Source organism: gamma proteobacterium symbiont of Lampromicra miyakona (genome assembly GCF_059730895.1).
On the sequence record NZ_AP035932.1, the window covers coordinates 3,600,720 to 3,624,069 of the forward strand.

Here is a 23,350-nt window from a genome sequence, read left to right on the forward strand (position 1 = left end):
ATCAGTTTGCTCCGGAAGACTGCGTCTGGTTCATCTGGCTGAAGCCCTGATCCTGATTGCCGGCTTTCTGCTGCAGCTGGTTATCCTGGTTACGCTCTCCCTGACGCGCCAGCGTGGTCAGCAGGCTGTTGTTGCTGATGGATTTGCGCAACTCCATCTCGTTACGCAGGGCGCTGAGCTCGCGGTCAAGCGCATCAATGCGGCGGTCGCCTTCAGCAAGCGCCTCGGGTTGCTCAGCGGCGTTTGGCTCGGATTCTCCGGTGGTCAGCATGCGCCGCATGGTCAGTGCTGTTTCCACGGTGTCAGCCATCGCCAGCTCGCCGGCCAGGCGCTGAACCAGCGCGACCTTGTCAGGGTCATCGCGTAATGACTGAATAACGCCGCGCGTTACAACAAGGCTGCCGGTTTTAAGCGCCGCCAGGTTATCGGCCGTTGGCTGCAGTTCACCGCCGACCAGTTTACCCAGCTGTTCCAGATTGGCTTTGGTAGCATCTTCAAGCACGGGCGAGAATCCCGTGCCGGCGACAGAACTGCCGGGCTGGTTTTCAGCCCCGCCGCTTGTGCATTCGCTGGTTTCTCTGCAGGTCCGGATCGAACGATCGCCAAGCACCTTAACCACAGCCGCTGCCGCATCATCCGAGGTTTTCCAGCGCTGGCAGACCGTGCCGTTGCAGCTGGCGGAGCCCACGCTGCTGTTGCTGGTCACCGGCAGACTGTTCATCATGTTATAACCGGCTTTAGCCAGGTCACGGGTCGGCTGAATGGCCTGCTGGCCTTTGCCTCCGCGCTTCTGACCGCCAACCCAGGTGACGCCTTCTTCACCGGTGGCCTTCTGCAGCTGCTGGTCGCTGGAGACGGCGTCTCCGCCGCTGGACGCCACAATATCCTTATATTCTTCGGATACAGCAGCCTGCTGCCACTTGCTGCCCAGGGTATAGTCAGCAAGCTTTTTCGACATATTCTGGCAATTGAGTTGCGCTTTATCGAAGTTGAGCCCTGCCTGCAGCACCCCGTTGGTGAGCATTTCATACAGTCCAGGATTAGCACGCTGAATGGCCATTGCCGGCATGCTCATGACCGCGCCGGTCGCGCCCTGAATCACGTTGCCCATAAGGTCCTTGAATCCGCTGGTGATGCCGTTGAGCTGATTGCCTACGGTCGTTTTCAGGTCAAAGTTGCCGCACATGAGGTCACTGCTCCACCCACCGTTCAGCCCCAGCCGGGACATATTGCTGCGGCTCGGTGGCGGTGAGATCACTGAGCCGCCACCAATAGAGTAAAAAAGTCCGTCATTAATCGCGCCGCTCACTGACGCACCGCCGGACGAAAGTGACGTGTCCACAGCCAGTGCCGGCAGGGAGAGAAAGGCGGAGAAGGCTAATGCCGCCAGAGGGCGGTAGAGCCGCTGCGAATACTGCTGTTTCATCTGCTTAGTCCTCAGGAGAAATCGGTGCTGTAAAGGAAGGTCTGGCCACGTCGTTTGCAGCAGCTGTAGGGCTGCCACAGCGCCCAGGCATAGTTGCCGTTTTCAGCTATCTGCCCGCCGGTGTCGGGGAACACCGCGCAGCTCTGCGAGAGCTGGGGAGAGAGACGCTGCCATTTGTGATTTTTTGTGCCGGTATTTTCCTGGACGGGGTCGGGTGGCCAGTAGCCCGGCGAACGCTGCCCGGTGAGCGGGCTGTAGACATGCAGCTGTCCCTGGCGGGTGATAATGTCGGCCACGCGCTGCACCACAACGGCCGCCGACTTGTAGCTGTCGGTCTGCGTGACAAAGCCGCTGCGGGGATAGACATTCCCCCACATGTTGCCGCTGGCCGTGCTGCCAATCTCACGCTGTCCCGGGATTAACGCCTCCGGGTAGAGCGATTCCGGTACGCCGGTGCGCCAGGCAAGCGCATCGAGGCTGCTTGTGAAGTACGGCATAAAAGGCGTGGCGGCACTGTCACAGGAATACCCCGGCACCATTCCGCCGATGAGTCTGGTAGCTGGATGGCCGTACGCATCGCCGTAGTAAAAGTGCAGGTTCTGCTTGCGATTGCCGGGCGCCTTCATTTCCTGCCGTCCGCCACCGGTCGCCACACCTGCAGCGCCTCCCAGGAGCGCACTCTCGGCGCCATCAGCCAGGCTGCTGACGGCCGACATCTCCGTCCAGGGATTGGCTCCAGGGCTCAGGTAGGCTGAAACCACGGCTTCCGGAATGAAATGGGTGACCTTCACGGAGGTTTTAACGGAGCAGCCGAAAGGCGTGCAGAATAGCCAGTAACAGATACCGCTGATGCGCCAGCTGATACAGTCAGGACTGGCGGCGCTTGAGAGCAGACTCGCGGTATTGACGCTGGCCATCGTGCCGGTGCAGGCCATTAACGTGGCGAGTGCCAGCCGGCGCGGGCGGGAGAAAGACATTTTCACTGTGCAGACTCCTTCCGGGCGTTCAGCTGCTGCGTGGCCACGCCGACGTCCGTGGTGCCGTAGACCACCCACTTATCGTCAAACACCACCGCGGGGTATTTCTCAAGACCCAGCGACCAGGCGTGCGTGAGACCGGCATAGGTTCCGGCAAGGTCCTGCTGACGTTGCTTAAACGCGGATGAACTGATGACAGTCCGCGCCTGCTGTTCAGCCTGCGCCGGGTCTGCCGGCAGCGGGCCGAAGAGATCCGCCTGCAGCCGGTCAGGCGCATCCAGCATAATGACAGTCACGTCAGGACCGGGGTTACCCGTTACCGGGTGGGCGCTGTCGGTATAAATGACGGTGCCGGCATGGGCGCCGGCGGTTAGGAACAGTGCTGCGAGGCAGCAAAATGAAAATTTCATGGAGAACACTCCCTGAGTGAGTAACCTGCTCAGGGTGCGTTCAATGACGGGGCCGGTCAGTAATTAACTCTGAGCCCGGTGCTGATAATTTCTCAGCGCGCAGGCTGGTTGAGAAAACCGTGATTCCGCATGATCAGGATGCCCCGCCGACGGTGCTGTCGCGGCGCCACTCCAGATAATCCATTTCACGGACAAAACCTGCTGCAGCTGCGTTACGCTCTATGCTCCATCGGGTTTCGCCCTCCACGACAAATGGAAGCCACTCTGCAGGAAGGCTTTGTTCAGGCGGGTGTTCAGCGTCCTGTTCATGGAGGTATTCCGCCTCAATGCCGGCTGGAGTATTTCTGGCAAACCAGAGGTCGGTGTTTTCCCAGGCACGCATGGCCCAGGCAACACGTGCTTCCTCAACTGAACCGGTCGCAATGTCAAGGAACTCAACCACCCAGTCGTTTAAAGCCTCCTCAGTAGCGCCGGGTAAAAAGGACAGGTAATGTGTTTTACGGGACGCCAGCCACATCCGCTCTTCAGCTTCAGCTGCCCTTTGCTCATCGGTCAGAGTATCGGATGCATCATCCTCAGCAGCATACCAATCCTCCGGAGCCTGCTGTTCCCGTACCCGTTCTGCCTGATTCTTACGGGCCTGCTCAATGCCGGCGGCCACCGCGCTATCCCAGTTGGACCTGACAGGCGCCGCTGCACCGGCGCCCGTCAGTTGCTGGTTAAGAAAATCAAGCCGTGACATATCTTCCGGGTCCGGCTGTGCGCTTACAGCATCACTAATGCCGGCATCACTGATAACGCCGGGGAGTCCTTTTGTCTCCCGGCCGGTGCTGGCACGCTCAGTCAGATAACGCTCTCTCCAGGCTGTTCCGGTTGCGCGTTTACCCTCTGCCTCCAGGCTGGTCGTGTACTTCATCAGCCAGACGTGCATGTAACGCTGGCGATCGGGTGCGCACAGGGTGCTGATATCATGGAAACGCTGATAAAAAGTCTCGTCGTGGCCACAGTCCAGGCTGTCGCCCTGGTGTGCCACCTCGTGCTCCGTCAGGCTGAACAGCTGACTGGCAGTCTGCAGCGCATCGGACTTCAGCCGGCGGACGATATCGATGTTGTAGGCAATGTAGGTCTCTCCGTCCGTCCAGGCATCCGCAGACGTGGACTCACCCAGCAGAATTTGAAAGCGTTTACCCCCGTAAGAACGTGACTGATAACCCGCTTCGCCTCCCGAGCAGACAGCAGCATACTGGGTAAGGCACCAGCGCAGCGCTGTCCATGCACGTCGGGTTTCCTTATCAAGCTGTTTCTCGCTGATCATCTGCGTGCGGTCGATAAAGTTTGCGCTGAGGGTGTCGAAATCAATAAGTACCAGCTCAGACTGCCAGCCGGAGCCCCATCGCCGGTGCCGGGGTAGCTGTTCACGGTACGCCATCAGGTTTGCGCGTACGCGGCTCAGACTTTCCATAAACTCTTCCGGCTCGTAACAGCCGAAGCGGGACAGCGTGACAGGATGCACCACTGGCGCGATACCGGCCCGGGCAATGATTTCCCCGCGCGGAACATCACGAGCATACCGCGCGAGGGTGAAGCAGTTTTTGTCGGTTGCCGCCGGGTAATAGCGGCACTTACGAATGAAGTGCTCAAGCGTGACGTGACGTTTGCCGGGCAGGAGCGTGATGACCTCTTCATCGTTCATCAGCTTCTGCAGGTCGCCCTCTCCGGAAAGCAAAGCGCGGGCGGTTTTCTCCCGACGCGCTTCCGTTTTACGATATTTCCCCTGATTGTCAGAGAAGGCGGTGGCAAGCTGGCCAAACCGGGCGGCAATTGTTTTCCAGACAGGGCAGCTTTTGCGAAGAATTTCAGTACGCGAGACGTTAAGCGCGATGGGTTTTTTACTGACGATAAGGCCACCAACGCCCCAGATGTGTCCTGGATCATGACGCACCAGGACGCCCTGATTGTATACCGACACCGCACCGTCTTCCCGGAGGCGATACCAGGCCTGATCGTCCTCCGCATCCCACTTCTCCAGTGCCGGCTGGCGGGTAATGATGGTGCCGTTGAGGTGCACCGTGACGGGTGTATAGCGCACCAGATCGCGGATTTCCTGAATGCATGACATGCGCTCCTGACTGGTCAGCGGTTCATACCACTCACCAGTGATATGGCAGCCTGGCTCAGCCTCCGCAATTTTTTCCAGGTCATAGTGATAACCCATTTCACGCGTATCAACCGACATCTGCCAGCGCTGCGAACGCCAGAGTGTTCGGGCGTGCGCCATGATCTGGCCACGCCCCAGACGAAAGCGCCCGTAGGTCGCATCACCTTCCTGATGTGGCGTGCCGAAACGCCCGAAATAGCGCTTTACGTCATCATATGACGTAAAACCGCGTCCATCATCCCGACAGGAGAAGCCCTCCGGGGTAATGTCGATGATCACCGCGCCGGCACCGGCGTCGACGCTGTTCATGATGAGTTCTATGACGGCCTTGCCGACAGAGCCGGCCTGACTGTAAATAATGTGGTGAATAATCTGCGGATCGAGTTCAAAGGGATAGCGCATCAACAGGCTCCTGTTTGTAGACGGAAGTCCATTTTCTGTGAATGCGCTCTGGGTGAAATAAAAAACTGTGATTACCATTATGAAAGAATAGATGGCACTGATGAGGCAAGAGTGACCCCGGTGGAGGCATATGGAACTGAAAGACACTGTAGCAGAATCACTGGAAAGAAGGGGCTTATGGCGACGCGCTGCACGCCGCTGGCTGACCGTGATGGATCAGATTACGGAAGATGCCGAACGCGAGGCCATAGCCCGCCGCAGAGAGCGATGTCTTGATATGGCGGCCAATCTCACGCCTGATGGTCGCAGAAGCGAAACACGGCGTCTGTATAAGATTCAGAGCCGTTTCAGTGATGGATATTGATGCAGGAAAAGTGGAGCTGCCGTAACGACAAAACAAAAGCCTCATCCGTTTGGATAAGGCTTTGACCCGGTGTGAGAGGAATGATTGGACGGGTATATAGATCACACCAGGCAAGTATTTAAATACAAAAACACGTTTGTTTTGTCAATTGTTTTTTTGCATTCACTTGACAACCCGTTTGCATTTTACTTGACCGCGTATTTGCATTTCACTTGGTCATCTCAAACAAAAAAGCAGTCAAAACCCGGCCAGATTAACTGGCAGCTAAGAGCGATCTGCGGACATTGCTCACAGCATTCTGTGTTAATTCACGTGAAAGCGGGTCATCAGTTTGAGGGTTCAGATGGAAATCCAGAGCGAACCTGAGCCCCTACAACAAATAAAAGAATAAAGTGCTGAGAATTTTGTTTTTATAATGCAATGTTTTCATGTCAATGGATTATAGGATTGGATGAGTTTTCATTAAAATATTTTTGACACACTTTGAAGTAATATTGTAAATTTAATGTTCAATATTCAATAAGTACATGTTGCTTCTGTATCAAACCATCAAAAATGTGATCGGAGGAGCTGTATGAGCAATCTCAAGAAAGGAATTATGGAAGATCAACGTTTATTGGCATCTGCAGCTCTTTTTCGTCAATTACATGAAAATAAGAAAGATATTTACGATGTTCTAGCTCAGTTTCTATGCTCAACTATAGTTATACATCAGCTATGGGAGTTCGACGTTACTAAGTGCTCTCAGAGGCTAAACTCTGATTATGGGTTTGATATACCTGAAGCTGTGGTGAAGTCATGTCTGAAAAACAGGCTAAAAAAAAGAGGCTTATTAGATTTTAATAATAGTAAATATTATGTAACTGAGAAGTTTGAGAGAAATAACACTCTAAAAGCAAGTTATGAACAAGTAAAGGAGGAGCAAGATTATATAAAAGACTTGCTCATTCAATTTGTCAAGTCCTTTAGTAAAGAAGAACTTAACCAAGAGGAAATTGACGAACTCTTATCAGATTTTTATTCATATTTTATTCATGACAGAAAGCAGAGTGAGAACTCCGTAGCTATCAGTCAGTTTATCATTCAAAACTCAGAAAATCCTCAATTTACCGATAAGTTAAACAAGGTTGAAGAGGGGTTAATTCTTTACGGTGGAATTTGTTATAGCTCAGATTTAGTGAACATTGAACCATGGCGGAATGATTTTCAAATAGTACTAGATACAGAGTTGCTATTTGATGCAGTAGGGCTAAATGGTGAGATTCATTACCGTATGTTTGAAGAGTTCCTGTCCTTAGTCAAAGGGTTACGAGATCGCTCAGGAAATAAATCAAAAATAGAATTAAAATATTTTGAAGAAACGAAGAGCGAAGTTGAAAGCTACTTTTATGCAGCGGAAAATATTTTTGAGCGTAATCAACATCCAGATCCATCCAAAACAGGAATGATCAATCTACTACAGACTTGCTCTACAAAATCAGAAATCACAATAAGGAAAATAGAGTTTTTTGAAAAGCTTGAGAAAATGAAAATTTCTCTTGATACAGGTGCTGATTATTACGACAAGCCAGAATATAATATAGAGAGCACCTCTACGCTTGAAGAACTAAAAAAAGAGTTTCCAGATTATGAGTTGGATAAAATTGCTGATGCTTTAAAAGTTTTCACAAAAATAAATTACAAGCGAAAAGGTAGAAGTAATCTAAAGTTAGAGCAAAGTGGAGCTCTTCTCATCACGGGAAAAAATATAACCAAATCCTTATCGCATTATTTTTCTATCCAAGGAGAAAGAAAAATACCATTCGCTGTCACTTTAGACTATATAACCGAGCGATTATGGTTTAAGTCGCATAAAGGGTTTGCTAATGGAGTAAAGCTACCTACAACTTTTGATGTAGTAGCTAGAGCACAGGTTATTCTTTCTACTCAGGTCGCAGCAAAAGTAGCAGATGTATACAAAGATATGAAAAACGCTGTCGCGAGTGGCACAATGTCGAAAGAGACTGCTGCCAACTTGGTTATGGAGTTAAGAAGCAAAAGTTTACAGCCTGAGGAATTTGTACCTGATCAGGTTGAGGATATCATGAGTTTTATGGATGGAGATGTAATAGAAAACGCACTTAGGACAAAATCTTTACTCGAAATTCAAGCTGAAAAAGGTATCAAAAGTGAAAAGCAAGTTGAGGCTCTTCGGAAGAAACTTGAAGAAGTAAATGCAGACAAGAATGATCTTGTCATCAAATCGAATCAAGAAAAAGCTGCAACTAAAGCAGAAGCTCAGGCCTTAGTTAGGAAGATAATAATTCAGGCGCGAATCCGTGAGGGCGTAAATTTAAAGAGAAATGCCAAGTTAAAATATAAATTGATTCGTTCTATTTATTTCATGTTATTAGTGGCCATACCCATTTCATTTATTGCGTATTATCATGTCCCGTCGGACACTGTGGTTAGTGTGGCGTCATTATTATCTGGTGTTATTCCTTTGGTTTTCGTTGCCGCCGTGTTTAAGCCGGTGCAGAAATTCACTTCACGGATAGTTATAACTGGGTTCAAAAGAAAGATTAAAAGGAGAAATGGCAATCATCCTGTTGACAATCTACTTCTCCCAATGGGTTGATTTATTGGTATTATATTGCTAAGGGGAGGGTGGATCTCCCTTTCAATTAACTTTTAAAATTAGATTTTCACATTATGCATCATCTTGTTCCCTGTTTATTTATGCTAAGTAGTACCCATAACTTGATATCGGTGACAACAATAACAAACTTCCGCTTCTGGCACACTGCTGCCGTTTAGTTCGGGCTTCGTCATAAGATGTGAGCCATACGCCAATTTTAGTTGGCGATGGTCAGGTAATCTGCAAACGGTCGCCAAGTAAAATGCAAATGGGTAGTCAAGTCAGGTGTAATTACGCAGTCAATAAAGTAAGTTTGAAAAGGCTCAACCCGAATGAGTCAAAATAAACGCGGGCTCTATGCCGCCCGCACCCGCAGCCTGCCTGTTTGTCAGACAGCCTGAAACCGCTGCCTGACAAACAGGCAGGGCCGATTTAACTGAACACCTCGCCGTCTGTAACTCTGTCGATCTCCTTCAGCACCCATAACATATCGGTGGCATCCGGCACGCAGATATTCCAGCGCAGGCTGCTTTCGAACTCAGCTTCACCAGGCCACAGCGTGTTACCGGTTACCGTAATGAGAATATCCAGTTTTTTCCCGCCGGCATCCGTCAGATGTACCGCCACGCAGCTGCGGCGCCCAACGCGGTGAGGGAATACTGAAATCAGAACCGGCTTATCAAGCCGACTTGTGATCTGGCGCTGCAGTATTTCCAGTGAGACACTGTCGGACTGACCAATTGATGCCGTCCCCTGCGGTGGCACGGTAAAAATGACAGACGCAATCAGCGCCTTGTCCGCTACGACCACTGGCGGTGCCATAGTCAGTTTTTTCATGGGTTCCCCTGTCAGATACTCAGTCCGCGATTTTCATCAAGCCGGCGCGCAACGTGAAACGCAGCCTCAAGCTCACTGCAATTTAATTCGTTCATGATTTGTCGTCTCTCGGCTTTCTCTGGTTTTTCAGTCATCCCCAGCGCCAGGTAGAGACTGGGGGGAACCGCACGAAAGAGCGCCTGCACCTTCTCTGAAATAATGACGCCTTCCGTATATTTCCGGGGGACCTTCGTCGCTGAAAGCAGCATTTCCCGTTGTTCAGCTGTCAGCGTCTTGAAGCGGGCAATCTGCTCGACCTCCTGAGGAGGCATTACCAGACAGATCCACCACTCCGCCATGTTCAGCATTTTTTTTGCGGTATCAGGGAAATCCTCGAGGTTCTGGGTGAAAATCCAGAGCCAGGTGCCGAGCTTACGCCACATTTTGGCAATTTTTGTCGCGTAGGGCCCGAGCAGCGGGTTCGTCGTTACGATATGTCCTTCATCGATGGGCACAATAATATTCCTGTCGCTGTACTGATCTCGCTCAGCGATATTATTGATTGAGTTAAGCAGCGAAATGACCGCAACGGCCATCTGCGCCTCATAGCCCTCACGGGCCAGCGTACCCAGATCAACGATCGTGACATCCGCCTCTGGCCACGGTGTGCCTGGACGGTTGAAGAGTTCGCCTTCGAAGCCTTCAGTGAACATCCGTAGCGCCTCGGACATTTCTTCCGCACGGGAACGACGTGCCGCAGTTCGCTTTTCCCGGCCATCTTCTCCCTGGCTGCTGTCCCGGGCAATATTCTGCAACGCAAACATCAGGTCTTCAGGCAACATCTGCCGGCTTTCCTCAAAAGCCGTGCGGGCGGCGATCATGATGGCCTCACGGATCATGCCACGGTCTGCGCGTGTTAACCGTGATTCTTCTGCAGCTTCTCCGCCAGTGATCATCAGGCGGGCGGCAATTTCCATTTCACCGAGTACGTCACGCTCTTCATCCTTATCTTCATCGTCATCAATATCCGGAAGAGCGTCTTCACTGATGATCAGTTCATCCGGTTTTGCCTGCATCAGCAGATGTGAGTCACCGAAAGGTGCGAGAGAAACAACTTTACCGGGCTTGATACTGACCCGATGTACGCTCAGTCCCAGGGAGGCGCAGTAATCACCAAACAGGCCGAAGCTGTTACCTGCTTCTATCAGGAAAATACGGGGGCGATAGATGGCCATCATCTGGGCAAGCTTGACCAGCGCGGTGGCGGACTTGCCAGCACCGGTTGGCCCAAACAGCATTAGATGCGCGTTCTGCGTGCGGTCATTTTTGTTAAGCGGATCGACCGAGAGCGGGCCACCGCCCCGGTTAAAGAAGGTGAAGCCCGGGTTGCCGGTGCCGGTATCACGACCGTAGACCGGTGCCAGGCAGGCAAAATGCTGCACGAACATCAGGCGCGTATACCAGTTATGCCGGTCCTGTGCCGGATTAAAGCACATGGGTAATGCGCGCATATAGGTGCTGAGCGGACCGATATCATGCTCCGGGTTAACCGGCTCAAGGCCGCAGTTGAGCAGCTTGCTGCTGAGATCAAGATAGCGCTTATCCAGCGATGGAAGGTCCCGGGCTTTAATCAGCAGGGTAATGGCAGCCCGATACAGTTTATGTTTATTACCCAGGTAAGTGCGGGCTGTGGCGGCATCCTCGCGCGCGCGCAGGGAGTCCACGTTTTCACCCATTGAATCACGGCTCAGGCGGGCAAAGTTTTCTTCCAGCTTATCCTGAGGGTGAATGACCAGCGTCAGGGCAAGCACGGTGCCCTCAGGCAGCAGGTCCATAATGGCATTAATATGTTCACCGCGTTTCACCTCACCCGTCAGGTGACCTGTTGAGGGCGCATTGCGCAGACGCGCCACGGGAACAGCTTTATGCGCCACATCATCAAACCACCATACACCTTTATCCCCGTCGCTGCGCGGGCGAGTAAACCACAGGCTTTCACTGAAATCGTTCAGCAGAGGTAAATCATCCGGCGCATCGTCAGTGTGTTTTGCACAACGATAAAGTGTCGCTTTATCAACCCATTTCGGATCGGGATTGAACCAGCGCAGCAGCCAGCTGTGGATCTGCTCTCCGTTCTGACGCCGGCACTGGATACCCGCACCACTCATTGCAGAGGTCAGACGATCGCAAACCTGTTTGAGCAACACCTCGGGCGCCATCGGGTCGCGATACGGTGATTCAACCCAGCGGTAAATCACCATACGTGTACGCCTGATCTGGCCGCGCCAGGGCGCACCGGTGACAGCCTCATCCAGAAACAGACCCTTTTCGCTGGCCACGTTCTGCAGATGCCGCTCCTGCTCTGTCAGCCAGGCTTCCGTAAAAGCCGTTCCCTGAGCATTGGGCTTCACATACCCCCTGATTCCGTCCATGTAGACGGTCAGATCTGACTCGTCCTGGCAGTAAAACTGCACCACCCACTGGTGAGCATCCAGCTCCGGGAGGCTGTCCTGCAGGGCGTTTTCCACCACGTCACGAATTTCATCGAGCCGTGTGTCAGGTCGTCCCTCGGTCCCAACCGGGATCACTTCGTAAACGGCGCCGACCGACACGCCATCATCAAGCAGAATGCACTGGTGCTCAGGTAGATACTCGCCCCACGGGATGTGGTCGATAATAGAAGGCGCAGTATCATACAGCTTAGCTTCATCACGGCGGGTAAGCCGCCCCTCCCGCGTCAGCGGCTCATGCCCGTTAATGGAAAACGGGCCATCTCCAAACTGATGCGGCGCCTGCGCGTCGGCCCGACGGCGAAAAAGAGAAAAAGCCATTACAGATCCTCCGTGCGCTCACCAGGCAGCGCATACTGCACCTGGCTGTAAAACGGGAAAACGGTGCTGTAGCCGGGCACCGGCGTATTGCCGTCGGCCAGGTGCGGGAACACGTACATGACCATGTCGGGATTAGGCAGGCGCGGAAACGTCTGCTGTATTTCATTTTCCTGCGTGCGGCTGTAGCTTTCGCGCGTCTGTTGAGAAATCACGCGTTCGCTGTCCGTTACCGGACGGCGCAGTGTCGTGCGGCTTTCGCCGGTTGCATGTGTCGCAGAGGCGCCATCATTCCAGAGCTCAAGCATGCTGCTGTCTCCGGGCGGCAGCATCTCGTCTTTGGACGTGCTGCAGCCGGCCAGTAATAACGAAAGCATCAGTGTCAGAGGCAACACCAGGCGGGGTTTAGCGCTGTGCATTCGCGTCCTCCATTGTTTCAGCGTCTGTAATGACTGCAGACACACGCATTACCCGACCGTCAGGCAGGGGAAACAGCATATCGGTCTCTTCCCGAGCCAGTTTCTGGCCAACCGCAAACATGGCCCAGTCGGTCACCTCATGGGGTGACCCCTCCCACTTTCCATTATCTTTCCGGACATAACCGGCATACAGGCGTCCACTGAGTGGGGTATACCCCACCCGATACTCAAGGTTGGTGTTTTGCATTGAAATCCCCGTCAGTCCATGCCTGTGCCATTGCCGGCCAGGCTGAAGTCATATTTAACCTTGCGGCCTTTTTCTTCGTAATCGATGGCCAGCTGTCGTGTGATATGCAGCGCCACCTTCTGACCCGGCGGTACATAAATGGCATCAAATGTTTGTCCGTAGCGGGCTTTCACCCAGTCGATCGTTTCCCGCATGCCGCCGGAAAGCGCCTTGCCCAGCACGGCCTGACCGGCATCACCCGTGAGAGTTGAAGTCACGCCACCGTAGGCGTTGGTCTGGCCGGTATTCTGATTTTCCGCCACGGCATCACCCGCCGCACCGGCGGCCGCAAGTGTGGTGATGGTCGGCAGGTAGGTTGAGGCGTTGCTTTTACGCGTGCCTGAAATGCAGGGAATGCCGTTGTCGTCTGACAGCCAGCCAATGCTGCTGTTATTACCGTTCGCGTTGCCGCTGTTCTGATTGCCGCCACTGTTCTGGCCATCCGGAGAAGACAGCGTCCTGACGGTGCCGTCGGTAAAGACAAACGTGATGCTGGTAATTGACCCGCGCACGCACGACAGCGTCCAGTCCCCCGTAGCGGTACCGGACACGATTGTCCCCTGAACATCGGGAAGCTCGATGCCGTTCGCCGTCAGGTTATCCCTGCCGATCATGACCTTGAAAGGATAGGGATCAGTGACTTTACCATCGATGGGAATACGCCCCAGTAAGGCGGTCATCGCCTGACTGCCTACAAGCGTGGAGTTTTCCGGAAGCGTAAATACCGGAACGGTCGCCTTCTGCGCATCCGTAAGCTGAGTCTGAACCATTGCGGTTGCTTTTCCTGCCGCCTGTTTTCCTGCTTCACCCGCTTCGGAAAACGAAGTGGCAAAGGAGAAACCGGTCGCGTTGTTTCTGTTGCTGTCGGTCACCGGCCGGCCGCTGGCATCAACGGATACCCCGTCTCTGGGCTCAACCCACTGCAGGCCATCAGAAGAAGACGATACGCCGGAAGCGCCGCTGTTCAGCCCGCTGTCGTAGCCCAGCCCGATCGGAATATCACTGCCGGGGCTGCTGCTTTTTCCGGATTCCGTGCCGGCATCGCCATTCTGCAGCTGATCCATCAGCCGTTTGACCTGTGAGCTGAGATCCGTGACCTGAGCGCTGAGCTGCTGGCGTTTCTGCGCTTCCTCATTACGGGCATTGCTCACCGCCTGGCTGATCTGTGCGTCCACATTGCTGTTGGTGGTTTTCAGGGCTTTATTTTCGTCAGTGAGTTTTTTGTTATCGTCCGCGAGCGAATCGAGACGGTTCTGAACTTTGCGGAAATTTCCCACCACCGTGCGAAGCGTGTCCTGCGGCGTGTCACCCTCGATCCCCGCTGCCTTGAGGTCTTCCGGCGACAGGTCTTTCAGCGCAGAACTGGCTGCGTTGCCTGTCATCGCCGGATGATTTCCGCCCCCTGAGCAGGATTTCACGCCGACGACAATGGCACCGGCCAGCACCACCGGCACGGCAATTTTAACGATGAGATTAGAGGCAGGTGCTTTCATTATTTTACTCTCCGCTTACGGCTGTCAGCAGGCTGCTGAGACGGCGGTTCGGCAATGAATGCCCCCTCCGGGCGCCCGGACGTAACCAGATAAAGAACCGTTGTATCCTCAGGCGTACCTGCACGGCCGAGCCAGCGGTGCTGGAAGGTGGCCGTAATAAACTGCCCCTCCAGCGCGCGCGGATCGAGAATCACTTTGCTGGCTGAACGGTTACGGACCTGCAGCGCAACCACGCTGCTGCCCTGCAGGCTCCATGCTGCCATTGGTGTAACGCTGACGGGTTCTGAGGGCATCAGTGTGGTAACAGCGGACGGCAGCTTCAGTGAAACCGGACTGATACCCGGCACCGGCTCAACCGTACGCAGCGGGCCATACATATTTTGAGCCGCATAGCGGGTCAGCACGACAGGCAGAGGGGCATTGAGTTTAGCGGGCTTACGATCCTGCTGAGGAGCATCCACATCCGACTGCTTCGCCTGACGCCCGGTGCTGTCCCCGTCGCTGCTGACGGACTGCCTGTCACTGGCTGATACGGTGGCCACTTCACCGTCATAAACAATTTTCACGGGTTCACGCGTGGTTTTACCGGATGCCGCAGAGACATCCAGCAGGATAATCTCCCCGTTCTCTTTGTTCTGCAGCTCAAGTCGCGTCACCGGAAACGCTTCGCTGGCATTGAGATAGACCACGCCGCTATTGCTCTGTATACGCAGCTTGTTGTTGAGCGAGGGCGGAAAGCCAACGCGTACGTTTTTATTCACAAAAACGATACGCTCCTGGCCCACCGTCAGGGGGACCTGCAGCGGGATACGCTCCCATTTCATCAGCTCAACGGCGTTCGCCACCCAGGGAAAACACAGGCTGACGAGAAAAATGAGTGAATACTTTTTCATCCGGTTTCCCATCACTTTTTCTCCGGCTCAGGCAGGGTGACAGCTTCAAGCCGCTGAGGCGTAGCCGCATAGCAATCCAGCGCCAGTCCAAAGGGATTGCGCTCCGGATCGCCTTCCCAGCGCACCACTTTCAGGGGATACCGGACCAGCGCGCGCTTGACCGACTCGGTGTGGTAATACTCGTCTGCCACTAAATCCAGCCGTGCGATCCAGTTGTCCTGATCGAGAATGGTGACACTGCGGCTGCTGTAGCCACGGCGGGGAATTTCATATACCACCCGCACGCGGTCCCGGAGTTCATCGCTGTTTTTACGCATCTCTGCGTCTTTATTCAGAAAGTCCTGGCAGGACGGCGTCAGATAAGGGCTCATCTGGGCAATTTTGGCCGGATAATCCACCTCACCATTTTTGGGCCATGAGTTCAGCTGCTGAAAGATATAGAACGCAAAGCTGTATACTGTGGACGGCGGAACCTCCCACCATTTTCGCGTGCTGCCCGATCGCAGGTCGGGTGGGTTATGGATGGTGAGTTCGGAAGGCGCGCGCATCCAGCCAATCCCCGTGACCAGCAGGCCGGCGAACAGCAGCACACAGGCGATGCGAAGCGAAATGATGTGATTATCACGCGCGGTCATACCGTTACGAAACCGGCTCATCGCTCACCTCTCTGCGGCATAGCCAGGGTTCGCTTCATCTCCCACGCCCGGCTGTCGATTACCAGTGAACGTGAAAGGCGGGCCCTGCAGCGGATTTCCTCCAGCCGCTGCCAGATGTAATTTTCCGGCTTGCCACGTTTATAGCCGGCAATCCAGCCGCCACCCAGGAAGATGACAATGAGTGGCATCAGCAGCATGCAGGTGGGAAATGCCAGCCAGCCGATAAATGGCACCAGCGCCAGCGGCACCGCCAGGGGAATGCCGGCGACGACGCCAATGATGGCCGCCAGAAGAAACTCACCAGACGTGAAGCCTTTCCACACCACGGGCGGATTGTTCAGACGATCAGGAAGGAAGTCGATGACGGCCATGCTTGCTCCTTACAAAATGTCAGAGGCTTTAGTGGCCAGATAGATGACGGCGAGGATGAGAATGATGCCAACCACCCCGTAAAGCAGGAATTCCGTCCAGGAGCCTTTACCCTTACGGATGTCGTGGAAAGAGGTAATGACGGCATGGGCGACCGCGAGGAAGGCCCCAACGCTTATCAACAGCCCGAGTGCCAGCCCACCCATTTTGGCGTACCCCATCATGGTGTTATAGGTGCCACCGCCACCGCCGGTCGTGGGCTGCTCAACCGGCGGCAGATCAGCAAGCGCCTGACCACTGATGATAAAACCCGTCAGCAACAGCCCGGCGCGTGCGAATGCTGAGTGGTAAAGCCTGAGTAATGTGGATTTCATTAAGGTGTCCTTTTAGTGGAAAAACAGAAACAGCGTTGCCAGGTAAAGCACGATTAGCCTTACCGCAAGTTCATTGAACTGACGAAACGTCACGGATTTGGAGGCAATACCGCGATAGGCCTGAACCAGCGCCCAGGCGCAGAACAGAAGAATGACGACGGCCAGCAACCCCAGAATGAGGGTGTTAAGTTGTCCGGGCGTTAGGCTGCTGCCGGTGCCGGCGCTCCACCCGTTCAGTTGCGCGCCGTTCATCGCCATGCGGGTTCCTCAGCACGATACTGGCCGGTAACAGCGGACTGCCGGGACGCGGGTTGTGCCCGGGAGGGTTCCAGATAGGCTGAAATACCCTGCTTCATGGTGGTGATATCGCGTGTCGCCTGCAGATAGTCGAAATGAAAGCGGGCATCCTGAGTCTGGTTTGCCGCGACACGGGCCCGGTCAAGCCCGGCCTGCACCTGATCCAGCTGACGCATGACAAGCGCCAGCTCGTCTTTCTCGGAGGCGTGACACTGAAGGACGGGAAGTGTGGTTATCAGCAGGGCAATGAGGTTTCTGGTGTGACGCATGAGGCTCTCCCGGTTAACTGGTCGTCGGGAGAGTGACGCAAAGCAGCGATGCTTACAGCAGGAAATTCTTTATGTACTGTCGAAAATTTTATGTGTAACTGCCTGGGGGAATAATTCACTCAGCATGCACGCCTTGACAGTAAGCTTCGTATATAGACGATATCATCGATCACTAAGAGGTATACCAGCTTAGACTTAAACTCACAGTCTGCTTTGAGCGAGATATAGACTTTACTGAAGCCATAAAAAGCTTGTCGAATGTCTCAGGGCGTGAAGCGGACGTTGTATTTGACACCTACACGCTCTGTGCCTCAGGTGTTCCCTGATGGAATACCAATTTCCATTGCCCGTTCTTAGATATTTCCCAGCATGAAGAACGAAGGGATGCACGACTACCATCTGGATTGACAGTTCTATAGTGCAATATTGCGAAATTATCTCCAGCGCTGATAAGCCGAAAATCACTACTAACAATAGCTGGAGCGTTATCTTCACCCAAAAGGGCTTCAATAGTCTGTGCGCGATCAACTAATACGCCTGAGCGCGTTATTTCGCTAAATTTCTCATGGAGTATCTGTTCAAGCCATTTCCGTTCTTTCCGCCTGCTGCCGTGAAGAGAACATTCGAGTCTTTTTAACGTATCCAGTAGCATAGTGTTTGCCCTCATCACAATCGAACAATAACTCTTAAGCAATAATTGCTGGAATGCAACGTCCGTTCCCAGCACAGATCTAATGCGAACTGCGGCGCTGAGATTCTGTTATGAGCGAGAAGCGGAGGTTAACATTTTTAACCTCCCCCAAACTGAACATAGAAGAAATGGCTATTCAGTTCTCAACGAATTGTCTTGGAAATGACTCTGTTTTTCAATTCAATTTCCAATTTAGATAACTGGTCACTCACCCTCTTAGAAAGGATCTTATAGTCTTCAGTAACCTGCTCCTGACTCTTATTTGCAAGGAAAAATAAGTTGCCTGACATCTCTTTCAACAAGAGAATAGCGAGATCAGCATTACTGAGATTATTGTTATTAGACCATCGTTCTATAGCTTTCTCTGTCAGACTTAACAATGGTTCACGGAATAGCCCTGAACCATTGACTACTTTCAATGCTTCCCTTTGAGCTTTAATTCTATTACTAAACTCGCTCATATTTGCCACCAGTTAATTTTATTTTTTCTCGCATCCAGGACTCAATTAAACCCAATTGAGACTTGACTTTCTTAATATCATCAGCATTCAGGATTTCACCAGTACCTCTCGTACATAGCACTCTGGCCCTTTCTAATAATTGATAGGTCAAATCACAAATTGGTATGCTATGAATGCCCAAATTACGTGCAGAATTTCGCGAAAAGTCGGGTCTTACATCGCAATCTAAAGAAAAGCATGTCGCAAAATTTCGTATCGATAAAAACACTGAAGAAAGATCAAAGATTTCTGTAAGATCAGATATTTCAATAGAACGTCTAGCGCTAATAAATATCTCTAGAAACTTTTCACAATCAGCTAAGCCTGAATTATAGTTACTCGGTTTACCTAAGCCCCGCAAATAATCAATATTATCGGGTGAATAAATAATCTTGGATTCCAAAAAAAGATGCCACGCAAATGGATTACCTTCTTTCCAGAGTTCATTTATTCGTTCATAAGAATAAATCGAGTAATCTCTCGGGTTAAACCTTTCATCCCGACCACTGACAATAGCTAACATGTCAATGTCTGAAAATGAATCAACCTCTCCGCGACATATCGAACCAAAAGCATAGATATGCATAATTATCGCCTATTGAACCGTTTAATTATTATGGACATAAAGAAACCAAACATAATTAACCTTACTAGAACGACTATTGTCAAAAAGGATGCTGAATACTGAGGGAGTTGTAATGTCCCCAAAAATATCTGTGGGGACATTGCTAACGCGTCAAAATATGAACTAAGTAGTTTGGGATCACCATAGTTAAGCACGTGATGCAAAGCTATGATGCACAGAATAACAATAACAGCCCTGCATAATTTAAAAGCTGACTCTCCGTTTCCCCAGATAAGATCTAATGCCTTAAACTCAACCCATTCGCCAAACATTTTAAAACGGCCAAATCCTTTATATTTCTTTCGATAATAAGATTCCTTTGATTTCCATGCTTTATGAAGGTGCTCTCCTGTAGCCTGTAATTCGATTGCTATGGCTTTATTTGCTGATTTTGAATCACCTATTTGCTGATAATTCAAACGTAAAGAACGTGCAAACTTGAGCCTAAGGTTGTCCGGTCCAGGACACCCACTTTCGAGAATGTCATTATCAATGTAAGTCTTATCAAAAGTGGCATAGTCAAATTTGCAACCACTAAAGCTCGACCCAATTAAGTTGCAATTTAAAAATCTGCAACCAGTAAAGTCACAGTCCTGAAAGCTACATTTTCTGATGTAAGCAGCATCGAAAATACAGTAGCTGAAGTTTACATTTTTAAATTTAAGATTTAATGCAACTAATCTTTCAAATAATTTATTAACAAACTTGTCCCTAACTACTTCAGAGTCAAATTTTTTGTCTGACAGCTTTTCTCTTCCGCTATCTTTTATCATTTTTTTCTCTATAAGCTAATAGACTAAATTTTATAAATCATAATGCTCTTTTGGGCTGATTTGAAGCCATCCTGACCTACTATAGTAACGTCCGCTCCTGGCACTCAGGTGACATAGGAGATGTGACAGGCAGCAATGAGCGAGGTGCGGACGCTCAGCGGATTTTCAAGGCTCTCTGACTCAGACTTACAATGAAGGCAATCTTGTATACAAAACGGTCGATTGCTAGGAAGTGGCACAATGCCGTGCTATGCGTTAGTGTAAGCCGTAACAGGTTGCGAAACTGCATACGGCGACGCTTCCGTACCTCTAGTAAAAAGCAGTGTTTAAGTTAGAACTTCGTCAGCCAGCGAGGGGAAGATGCCTAATTTTTTCAGGGATTCGAATGGTGCTCTGAATTTAGCCGCACAAAAGTTAGTGCCTAATCAAGGCTTTCGTGCGGGTCAACTCGGTGCTCTACATGCTGCAATGGCGCATTACTCGGTCTATGCTGACCCGGCGATAATCTGCCTTCCTACTGGGTACGGTAAGACATCTGTAATGATGGCACTACCGTTTCTGGTTCAGTCAAAACGAGTGCTCGTTGTTGAGCCGTCTAATGCGCTACGCAAGCAGGTATCATCGCACTTTTCGGAGCTTTCTACCCTAAAGCGTATTGGTGCTATTCCGGCGGATCTTGCTAACCCATCGGTGCTCCGACATGAAGGGAGACCTCAAGCTGAGGAAGATTGGCAAGTCTTAGAGAGCCACGATGTTGTGGTTTCGACGCCAAGTAGTTCATCACCAGCGGTTGCATTTGGCGCCTCGCCAGACTTGTTCGATTTGATCGTATTTGATGAAGCCCATCACGCTCCTGCGAATACATGGGCTGCGTACTTAGAGCACTACACAAAAGCCCGGTTCGTATTTCTGACCGCAACCCCCTTTCGCCGCGATGGCCAAGTAATTCCAGGGAAGCTGGTCTACCGCTACCCAGTAATGAAGGCCGTAGATGAAGGGGCGTTTCATCCCGTCGCCTTCAGAGCCGCGCCTATTCAAAACACGGTCGATGATCATCACATTGACCAAGTCATTGCAGAAACGGCTGTAAACCAACTGAATCAGGACTTAGCTGCAGGGCATGATCATCGCCTCTTTGTGAGGGCAGCAACGATCAATGCAGCTAGGGCTTTGGTTCCAATATATCAAGCGCTTGGGGTCAACGTTGAAGCAGTGGATAGTAAGATCACGAAGCGTACCCAGGATCGCTGCGAGCAGCGTTTGGTCAGTGGGGAGCTGCAGGGGATCGTGTGTGTGGATATGTTCGGGGAGGGGTACGACTTTCCGAAACTGAAGGTGGCCGCATTACACACTCCACATCGTTCATTGGTACCGACAATTCAGTTCATTGGGCGTTTCGCTAGGGTGGATGAGGCAACCGGCCAGGCAACATTGATTGCGCCGCTCCCAAGAGTTCTGGAGGCGTCTAGTACTCTTCTGAAGGAGGGTGTAGATCTTGCGAGTATGATAGATGCAGCTGCTCAAGCAGAGATGGCAGGCGATGCTGCTGAGTTAGAAATGGTAGAGCGGCTCAGGCTGCGGCGAGTTGCCGAGTCAAACTACGATGCAGTGTCCCCTTTAGCAATCGAGCTCTATGCGCACGTCTGCGTGTTCCGTTGCTCCACACCTCCGATCTTCACACAGATAAAAGAAACTCTGGGGCGTGATCTGCGAGTAGTGAAGCAATGGGCGTCAGATGATGGAGCCCTGACACTAATCCTGACCTCCGACGAAAATCCACCAAATTTCGCCACATCCGATGTGCTTGTGAACATTCGGCATGATGCTTTTCTGCTCTTATACTTTGCGGACTCCCAACTTTGTTATATCGGCTCTACCCGAAGAACAGAAAAGATCTACTTGGGACTGATGGACATGGTTTGCCCTCAGAGTTATCGGTCATTAAGCTACGAGGAAACCAGCCGTGCGCGAGCAGGTTTGGAGGGTGTACGATTCTTCAATGTTGGACTAAAAAATACGACATTCAACTCACAAAGCGAAACATACAGAACGTTAACAGGGCCGGCAGCGGAACGTGCAGTAACGGCTGGTGATAGCCGGGCATACGCTCAAGGGCACTTCTTCGGAAGCGGCTCGAGCGGCGGAGAAAAAGAGACCATCGGAGCTAGCAGTAGCTCACGTATTTGGAGTAATCAGCGCCTCTCTATTGCAGAGTTTTACCGGTGGGTCGCTCGGTTAGATGGTCGGCTTGCTGGCAATGCTCCCTTCTCGGAAACACGCCTCGATGTTATTCGATCGGCTACGACGTTGCAGAGGCTACCAGACCTAGTGATTGCAGGGACCTGGCCCAGAGCAGGATTCAAGACAAATCCGAGGATTAGAATTCGTCGCCCTGAGGATCAACGGCCGCTCTATAGCCGCCTCACTGAATGGGACCTGGCAGACTTTGACTGCAGACCCTCAGAAGCGCAATTGCTCTTCAGCATTCACTCAGAGGAAGCGAGTGCCAATATGCGATTCTCGCCTCAGGGGCGAATGGTGGCATTGCTCGATCAGAATGTGGGTTTGGAGATCGAATCAGCTAGCGATATATGGATGCCGTTAGCTGACTGGTTGAGTGAACACCCGCCGATGTTTTATGCCTCAGATAAATCTACCTTTGAAGGGCTGAATTCAATGCTTGCGCCGCAGTTACAGGCAGTTTCGCTCACAAAGGAGGATACGCAGGTCATTGGTTGGGACGAATGCGAAATTAGTGTCGAGTTTATCATCGAAAACGACACTGAAAAAGCACGGGAACAGCGCGTAAAGTTGCAGGGCAAAAGGACTGTACAGGAACACCTCGAACAGTACTTGCTTCGCCTCCCTAACGTAGTCGCACTGTTTTACGACCACCGCTCTGGAGAGGCAGCTGACTATATTGCGGTGACCATGGCGGCCAATGGCGACGTGGACATCTCGTTGTACCACTGTAAAGGAGCAGGAGGCGCTCCCAGCGGGGGGCGAGTGGATGATGTGTACGAAGTCGCTGGTCAGCTAGTGAAGTCCGTTTTCTATTGTGATTTATCAGTGCTTCTTGCGCATATGGCGGATCGGATGAGTAAACGTTTTAAGTCGCCGTCTAGGTTTGTAGTGGGTGATCTGCAGACACTCAAGGATAAGCTTAAAGACACTCGTGCAACTCAACTTGGGTTCACTGTAGTGGGAGTGCAGCCAGGGATAAGCAATGCTGAAATCGATGCTCATCTCGCAGATTTAATGTCATTCGGAATCTCTTACGCCATGCAGGGTGGTGCAACAAGAGCCTATTGGTTAGTGAGTAAGTAGGAATTTTCGCTAAAGCTGAAAAGAGGACAGATTATTTATTGGTTTAATGTCCGCTTTTGGCACAGGCTGCGTGAAAACTCTGACCTAGAATTGAAGTGCGCGCATCTACGCAAAATCTGGAATTACTCGACTGGTTAGATGAGCCAAATTTTACGTATGTGCGCAGTTTCCAGCCTGGTTTCTCTCAGATTAAGCGACCAAAACAGTTTTCACACAGCCTGGGCACTTAACTGCCTCAGATGGTGCTCAGAATTGGTGACTTCACCAGCTCAGCCCGGAGAGTTTACCTAATGGGCCCTATGATAAAGCACTGAACACATTCTTATTTACTTGCCGGCTTGTAATACCCTGTCAGATGCCTTCCACAATCAGCATCAGGT

The 23,350-nt window shown here is 51.7% G+C and carries 22 protein-coding genes; 3 read left to right on the forward strand and 19 right to left on the reverse strand.

Annotated elements, in window-relative coordinates; genetic code table 11:
• Position 1: 1 nt before the first annotated feature.
• From AC6I8P_RS17005 to AC6I8P_RS17020, 4 genes are all read right to left on the reverse strand, one after another.
• Complete coding sequence (locus tag AC6I8P_RS17005) at positions 2–1,426, reverse strand: integrating conjugative element protein (RefSeq protein ID WP_233209822.1); 1,425 nt, start codon at positions 1,424–1,426, stop codon at positions 2–4.
• An 11-nt stretch (positions 1,427–1,437) separates the two neighbouring features.
• Positions 1,438–2,403 (reverse strand): TIGR03756 family integrating conjugative element protein, encoded by a 966-nt coding sequence (locus AC6I8P_RS17010; protein ID WP_372774078.1) that lies wholly within the window; start codon positions 2,401–2,403, stop codon positions 1,438–1,440.
• 2 nt (positions 2,404–2,405) lie between these two features.
• On the reverse strand, positions 2,406–2,813 hold the full coding sequence (locus tag AC6I8P_RS17015) for a TIGR03757 family integrating conjugative element protein (RefSeq protein WP_498030806.1): 408 nt from the start codon (positions 2,811–2,813) through the stop codon (positions 2,406–2,408).
• A gap of 133 nt (positions 2,814–2,946) precedes the next feature.
• Positions 2,947–5,373, reverse strand: coding sequence for an ATP-binding protein (locus AC6I8P_RS17020; RefSeq protein ID WP_498031181.1), 2,427 nt, complete (start codon positions 5,371–5,373; stop codon positions 2,947–2,949).
• 130 nt (positions 5,374–5,503) lie between these two features.
• Between AC6I8P_RS17020 and AC6I8P_RS17025 the strand changes: the two genes are divergently transcribed.
• Both AC6I8P_RS17025 and AC6I8P_RS17030 read left to right on the forward strand, forming a co-directional pair.
• Entirely contained in the window at positions 5,504–5,737 is a 234-nt protein-coding gene (locus AC6I8P_RS17025) for a PerC family transcriptional regulator (protein WP_104187964.1), read from the forward strand.
• A 574-nt stretch (positions 5,738–6,311) separates the two neighbouring features.
• Complete coding sequence (locus AC6I8P_RS17030) at positions 6,312–8,354, forward strand: hypothetical protein (RefSeq protein ID WP_498030807.1); 2,043 nt, start codon at positions 6,312–6,314, stop codon at positions 8,352–8,354.
• Between the two features lie 432 nt (positions 8,355–8,786).
• Here AC6I8P_RS17030 and AC6I8P_RS17035 read toward each other — a convergent pair whose 3' ends face one another.
• The 15 genes from AC6I8P_RS17035 to AC6I8P_RS17105 all read right to left on the reverse strand — a co-directional run bounded on the left by AC6I8P_RS17035 (position 8,787) and on the right by AC6I8P_RS17105 (position 19,643).
• Positions 8,787–9,191, reverse strand: a complete 405-nt coding sequence (locus tag AC6I8P_RS17035; RefSeq protein WP_166711456.1) for a hypothetical protein — start codon at positions 9,189–9,191, stop codon at positions 8,787–8,789.
• A gap of 11 nt (positions 9,192–9,202) precedes the next feature.
• A complete protein-coding gene (locus AC6I8P_RS17040; RefSeq protein WP_498030808.1) occupies positions 9,203–12,001 on the reverse strand; it encodes a conjugative transfer ATPase in 2,799 nt (932 codons plus the stop codon).
• Entirely contained in the window at positions 12,001–12,417 is a 417-nt protein-coding gene (locus AC6I8P_RS17045) for a TIGR03751 family conjugal transfer lipoprotein (RefSeq protein WP_104187956.1), read from the reverse strand. The genes AC6I8P_RS17040 and AC6I8P_RS17045 overlap by 1 nt, the downstream gene beginning before the upstream one ends.
• Positions 12,404–12,664: a DUF7446 family protein gene (locus tag AC6I8P_RS17050; RefSeq protein WP_010616745.1), complete on the reverse strand. Its 261-nt coding sequence runs from the start codon at positions 12,662–12,664 to the stop codon at positions 12,404–12,406. The genes AC6I8P_RS17045 and AC6I8P_RS17050 overlap by 14 nt, the downstream gene beginning before the upstream one ends.
• An 11-nt stretch (positions 12,665–12,675) precedes the next feature.
• Positions 12,676–14,196 (reverse strand): TIGR03752 family integrating conjugative element protein, encoded by a 1,521-nt coding sequence (locus AC6I8P_RS17055; protein ID WP_498030809.1) that lies wholly within the window; start codon positions 14,194–14,196, stop codon positions 12,676–12,678.
• Positions 14,196–15,089: a TIGR03749 family integrating conjugative element protein gene (locus AC6I8P_RS17060; RefSeq protein WP_481657903.1), complete on the reverse strand. Its 894-nt coding sequence runs from the start codon at positions 15,087–15,089 to the stop codon at positions 14,196–14,198. The genes AC6I8P_RS17055 and AC6I8P_RS17060 overlap by 1 nt, the downstream gene beginning before the upstream one ends.
• An 11-nt stretch (positions 15,090–15,100) precedes the next feature.
• Positions 15,101–15,745 (reverse strand): PFL_4703 family integrating conjugative element protein, encoded by a 645-nt coding sequence (locus AC6I8P_RS17065; RefSeq protein WP_058770099.1) that lies wholly within the window; start codon positions 15,743–15,745, stop codon positions 15,101–15,103.
• Positions 15,742–16,116: a TIGR03750 family conjugal transfer protein gene (locus AC6I8P_RS17070; RefSeq protein WP_498030810.1), complete on the reverse strand. Its 375-nt coding sequence runs from the start codon at positions 16,114–16,116 to the stop codon at positions 15,742–15,744. Before AC6I8P_RS17070 ends, AC6I8P_RS17065 begins: the two co-directional genes overlap by 4 nt.
• Positions 16,117–16,125: 9 nt before the next feature.
• Positions 16,126–16,488, reverse strand: coding sequence for a TIGR03745 family integrating conjugative element membrane protein (locus AC6I8P_RS17075; RefSeq protein WP_315654168.1), 363 nt, complete (start codon positions 16,486–16,488; stop codon positions 16,126–16,128).
• A 12-nt stretch (positions 16,489–16,500) separates the two neighbouring features.
• On the reverse strand, positions 16,501–16,746 hold the full coding sequence (locus AC6I8P_RS17080; protein WP_058770096.1) for a TIGR03758 family integrating conjugative element protein: 246 nt from the start codon (positions 16,744–16,746) through the stop codon (positions 16,501–16,503).
• On the reverse strand, positions 16,737–17,054 hold the full coding sequence (locus AC6I8P_RS17085) for an integrative conjugative element protein, RAQPRD family (RefSeq protein ID WP_481657905.1): 318 nt from the start codon (positions 17,052–17,054) through the stop codon (positions 16,737–16,739). Before AC6I8P_RS17085 ends, AC6I8P_RS17080 begins: the two co-directional genes overlap by 10 nt.
• Positions 17,055–17,349: 295 nt before the next feature.
• Positions 17,350–17,721: a nuclear transport factor 2 family protein gene (locus AC6I8P_RS17090; protein WP_498031182.1), complete on the reverse strand. Its 372-nt coding sequence runs from the start codon at positions 17,719–17,721 to the stop codon at positions 17,350–17,352.
• Between the two features lie 167 nt (positions 17,722–17,888).
• Positions 17,889–18,206 (reverse strand): hypothetical protein, encoded by a 318-nt coding sequence (locus AC6I8P_RS17095; protein WP_255152443.1) that lies wholly within the window; start codon positions 18,204–18,206, stop codon positions 17,889–17,891.
• The gene (locus tag AC6I8P_RS17100) at positions 18,193–18,831 is read right to left on the reverse strand and encodes a nucleotidyltransferase domain-containing protein (protein ID WP_255152442.1); all 639 of its coding nucleotides are present in this window, start codon (positions 18,829–18,831) and stop codon (positions 18,193–18,195) included. The genes AC6I8P_RS17095 and AC6I8P_RS17100 overlap by 14 nt, the downstream gene beginning before the upstream one ends.
• Positions 18,832–18,833: 2 nt before the next feature.
• Positions 18,834–19,643, reverse strand: a complete 810-nt coding sequence (locus tag AC6I8P_RS17105; protein WP_481657908.1) for a pentapeptide repeat-containing protein — start codon at positions 19,641–19,643, stop codon at positions 18,834–18,836.
• 360 nt (positions 19,644–20,003) lie between these two features.
• Here AC6I8P_RS17105 and AC6I8P_RS17110 point away from each other — a divergent pair, with 360 nt between their 5' ends.
• The gene (locus AC6I8P_RS17110; RefSeq protein WP_498030811.1) at positions 20,004–22,970 is read left to right on the forward strand and encodes a DEAD/DEAH box helicase; all 2,967 of its coding nucleotides are present in this window, start codon (positions 20,004–20,006) and stop codon (positions 22,968–22,970) included.
• The last annotated feature ends 380 nt before the right edge of the window (positions 22,971–23,350 follow it).

Excerpts from the sequence above, each read along its gene's own strand:
- AC6I8P_RS17075 (WP_315654168.1), bottom strand. The coding sequence starts at position 16,488 with ATGAAATCCACATTACTCAGGCTTTACCACTCAGCATTCGCACGCGCC.
- AC6I8P_RS17055 (WP_498030809.1), bottom strand. The coding sequence starts at position 14,196 with ATGAAAGCACCTGCCTCTAATCTCATCGTTAAAATTGCCGTGCCGGTG.
- AC6I8P_RS17005 (WP_233209822.1), bottom strand. The coding sequence starts at position 1,426 with ATGAAACAGCAGTATTCGCAGCGGCTCTACCGCCCTCTGGCGGCATTA.
- AC6I8P_RS17095 (WP_255152443.1), bottom strand. The coding sequence starts at position 18,206 with ATGAGCGAGTTTAGTAATAGAATTAAAGCTCAAAGGGAAGCATTGAAA.
- AC6I8P_RS17110 (WP_498030811.1), top strand. The coding sequence starts at position 20,004 with ATGCCTAATTTTTTCAGGGATTCGAATGGTGCTCTGAATTTAGCCGCA.
- AC6I8P_RS17040 (WP_498030808.1), bottom strand. The coding sequence starts at position 12,001 with ATGGCTTTTTCTCTTTTTCGCCGTCGGGCCGACGCGCAGGCGCCGCAT.
- AC6I8P_RS17050 (WP_010616745.1), bottom strand. The coding sequence starts at position 12,664 with ATGCAAAACACCAACCTTGAGTATCGGGTGGGGTATACCCCACTCAGT.
- AC6I8P_RS17105 (WP_481657908.1), bottom strand. The coding sequence starts at position 19,643 with ATGATAAAAGATAGCGGAAGAGAAAAGCTGTCAGACAAAAAATTTGAC.
- AC6I8P_RS17025 (WP_104187964.1), top strand. The coding sequence starts at position 5,504 with ATGGAACTGAAAGACACTGTAGCAGAATCACTGGAAAGAAGGGGCTTA.
- AC6I8P_RS17020 (WP_498031181.1), bottom strand. The coding sequence starts at position 5,373 with ATGCGCTATCCCTTTGAACTCGATCCGCAGATTATTCACCACATTATT.
- AC6I8P_RS17090 (WP_498031182.1), bottom strand. The coding sequence starts at position 17,721 with ATGAGGGCAAACACTATGCTACTGGATACGTTAAAAAGACTCGAATGT.
- AC6I8P_RS17080 (WP_058770096.1), bottom strand. The coding sequence starts at position 16,746 with ATGGCGATGAACGGCGCGCAACTGAACGGGTGGAGCGCCGGCACCGGC.
- AC6I8P_RS17065 (WP_058770099.1), bottom strand. The coding sequence starts at position 15,745 with ATGAGCCGGTTTCGTAACGGTATGACCGCGCGTGATAATCACATCATT.
- AC6I8P_RS17070 (WP_498030810.1), bottom strand. The coding sequence starts at position 16,116 with ATGGCCGTCATCGACTTCCTTCCTGATCGTCTGAACAATCCGCCCGTG.
- AC6I8P_RS17060 (WP_481657903.1), bottom strand. The coding sequence starts at position 15,089 with ATGAAAAAGTATTCACTCATTTTTCTCGTCAGCCTGTGTTTTCCCTGG.
- AC6I8P_RS17015 (WP_498030806.1), bottom strand. The coding sequence starts at position 2,813 with ATGAAATTTTCATTTTGCTGCCTCGCAGCACTGTTCCTAACCGCCGGC.
- AC6I8P_RS17010 (WP_372774078.1), bottom strand. The coding sequence starts at position 2,403 with ATGTCTTTCTCCCGCCCGCGCCGGCTGGCACTCGCCACGTTAATGGCC.
- AC6I8P_RS17045 (WP_104187956.1), bottom strand. The coding sequence starts at position 12,417 with ATGCACAGCGCTAAACCCCGCCTGGTGTTGCCTCTGACACTGATGCTT.
- AC6I8P_RS17035 (WP_166711456.1), bottom strand. The coding sequence starts at position 9,191 with ATGAAAAAACTGACTATGGCACCGCCAGTGGTCGTAGCGGACAAGGCG.
- AC6I8P_RS17085 (WP_481657905.1), bottom strand. The coding sequence starts at position 17,054 with ATGCGTCACACCAGAAACCTCATTGCCCTGCTGATAACCACACTTCCC.
- AC6I8P_RS17030 (WP_498030807.1), top strand. The coding sequence starts at position 6,312 with ATGAGCAATCTCAAGAAAGGAATTATGGAAGATCAACGTTTATTGGCA.
- AC6I8P_RS17100 (WP_255152442.1), bottom strand. The coding sequence starts at position 18,831 with ATGCATATCTATGCTTTTGGTTCGATATGTCGCGGAGAGGTTGATTCA.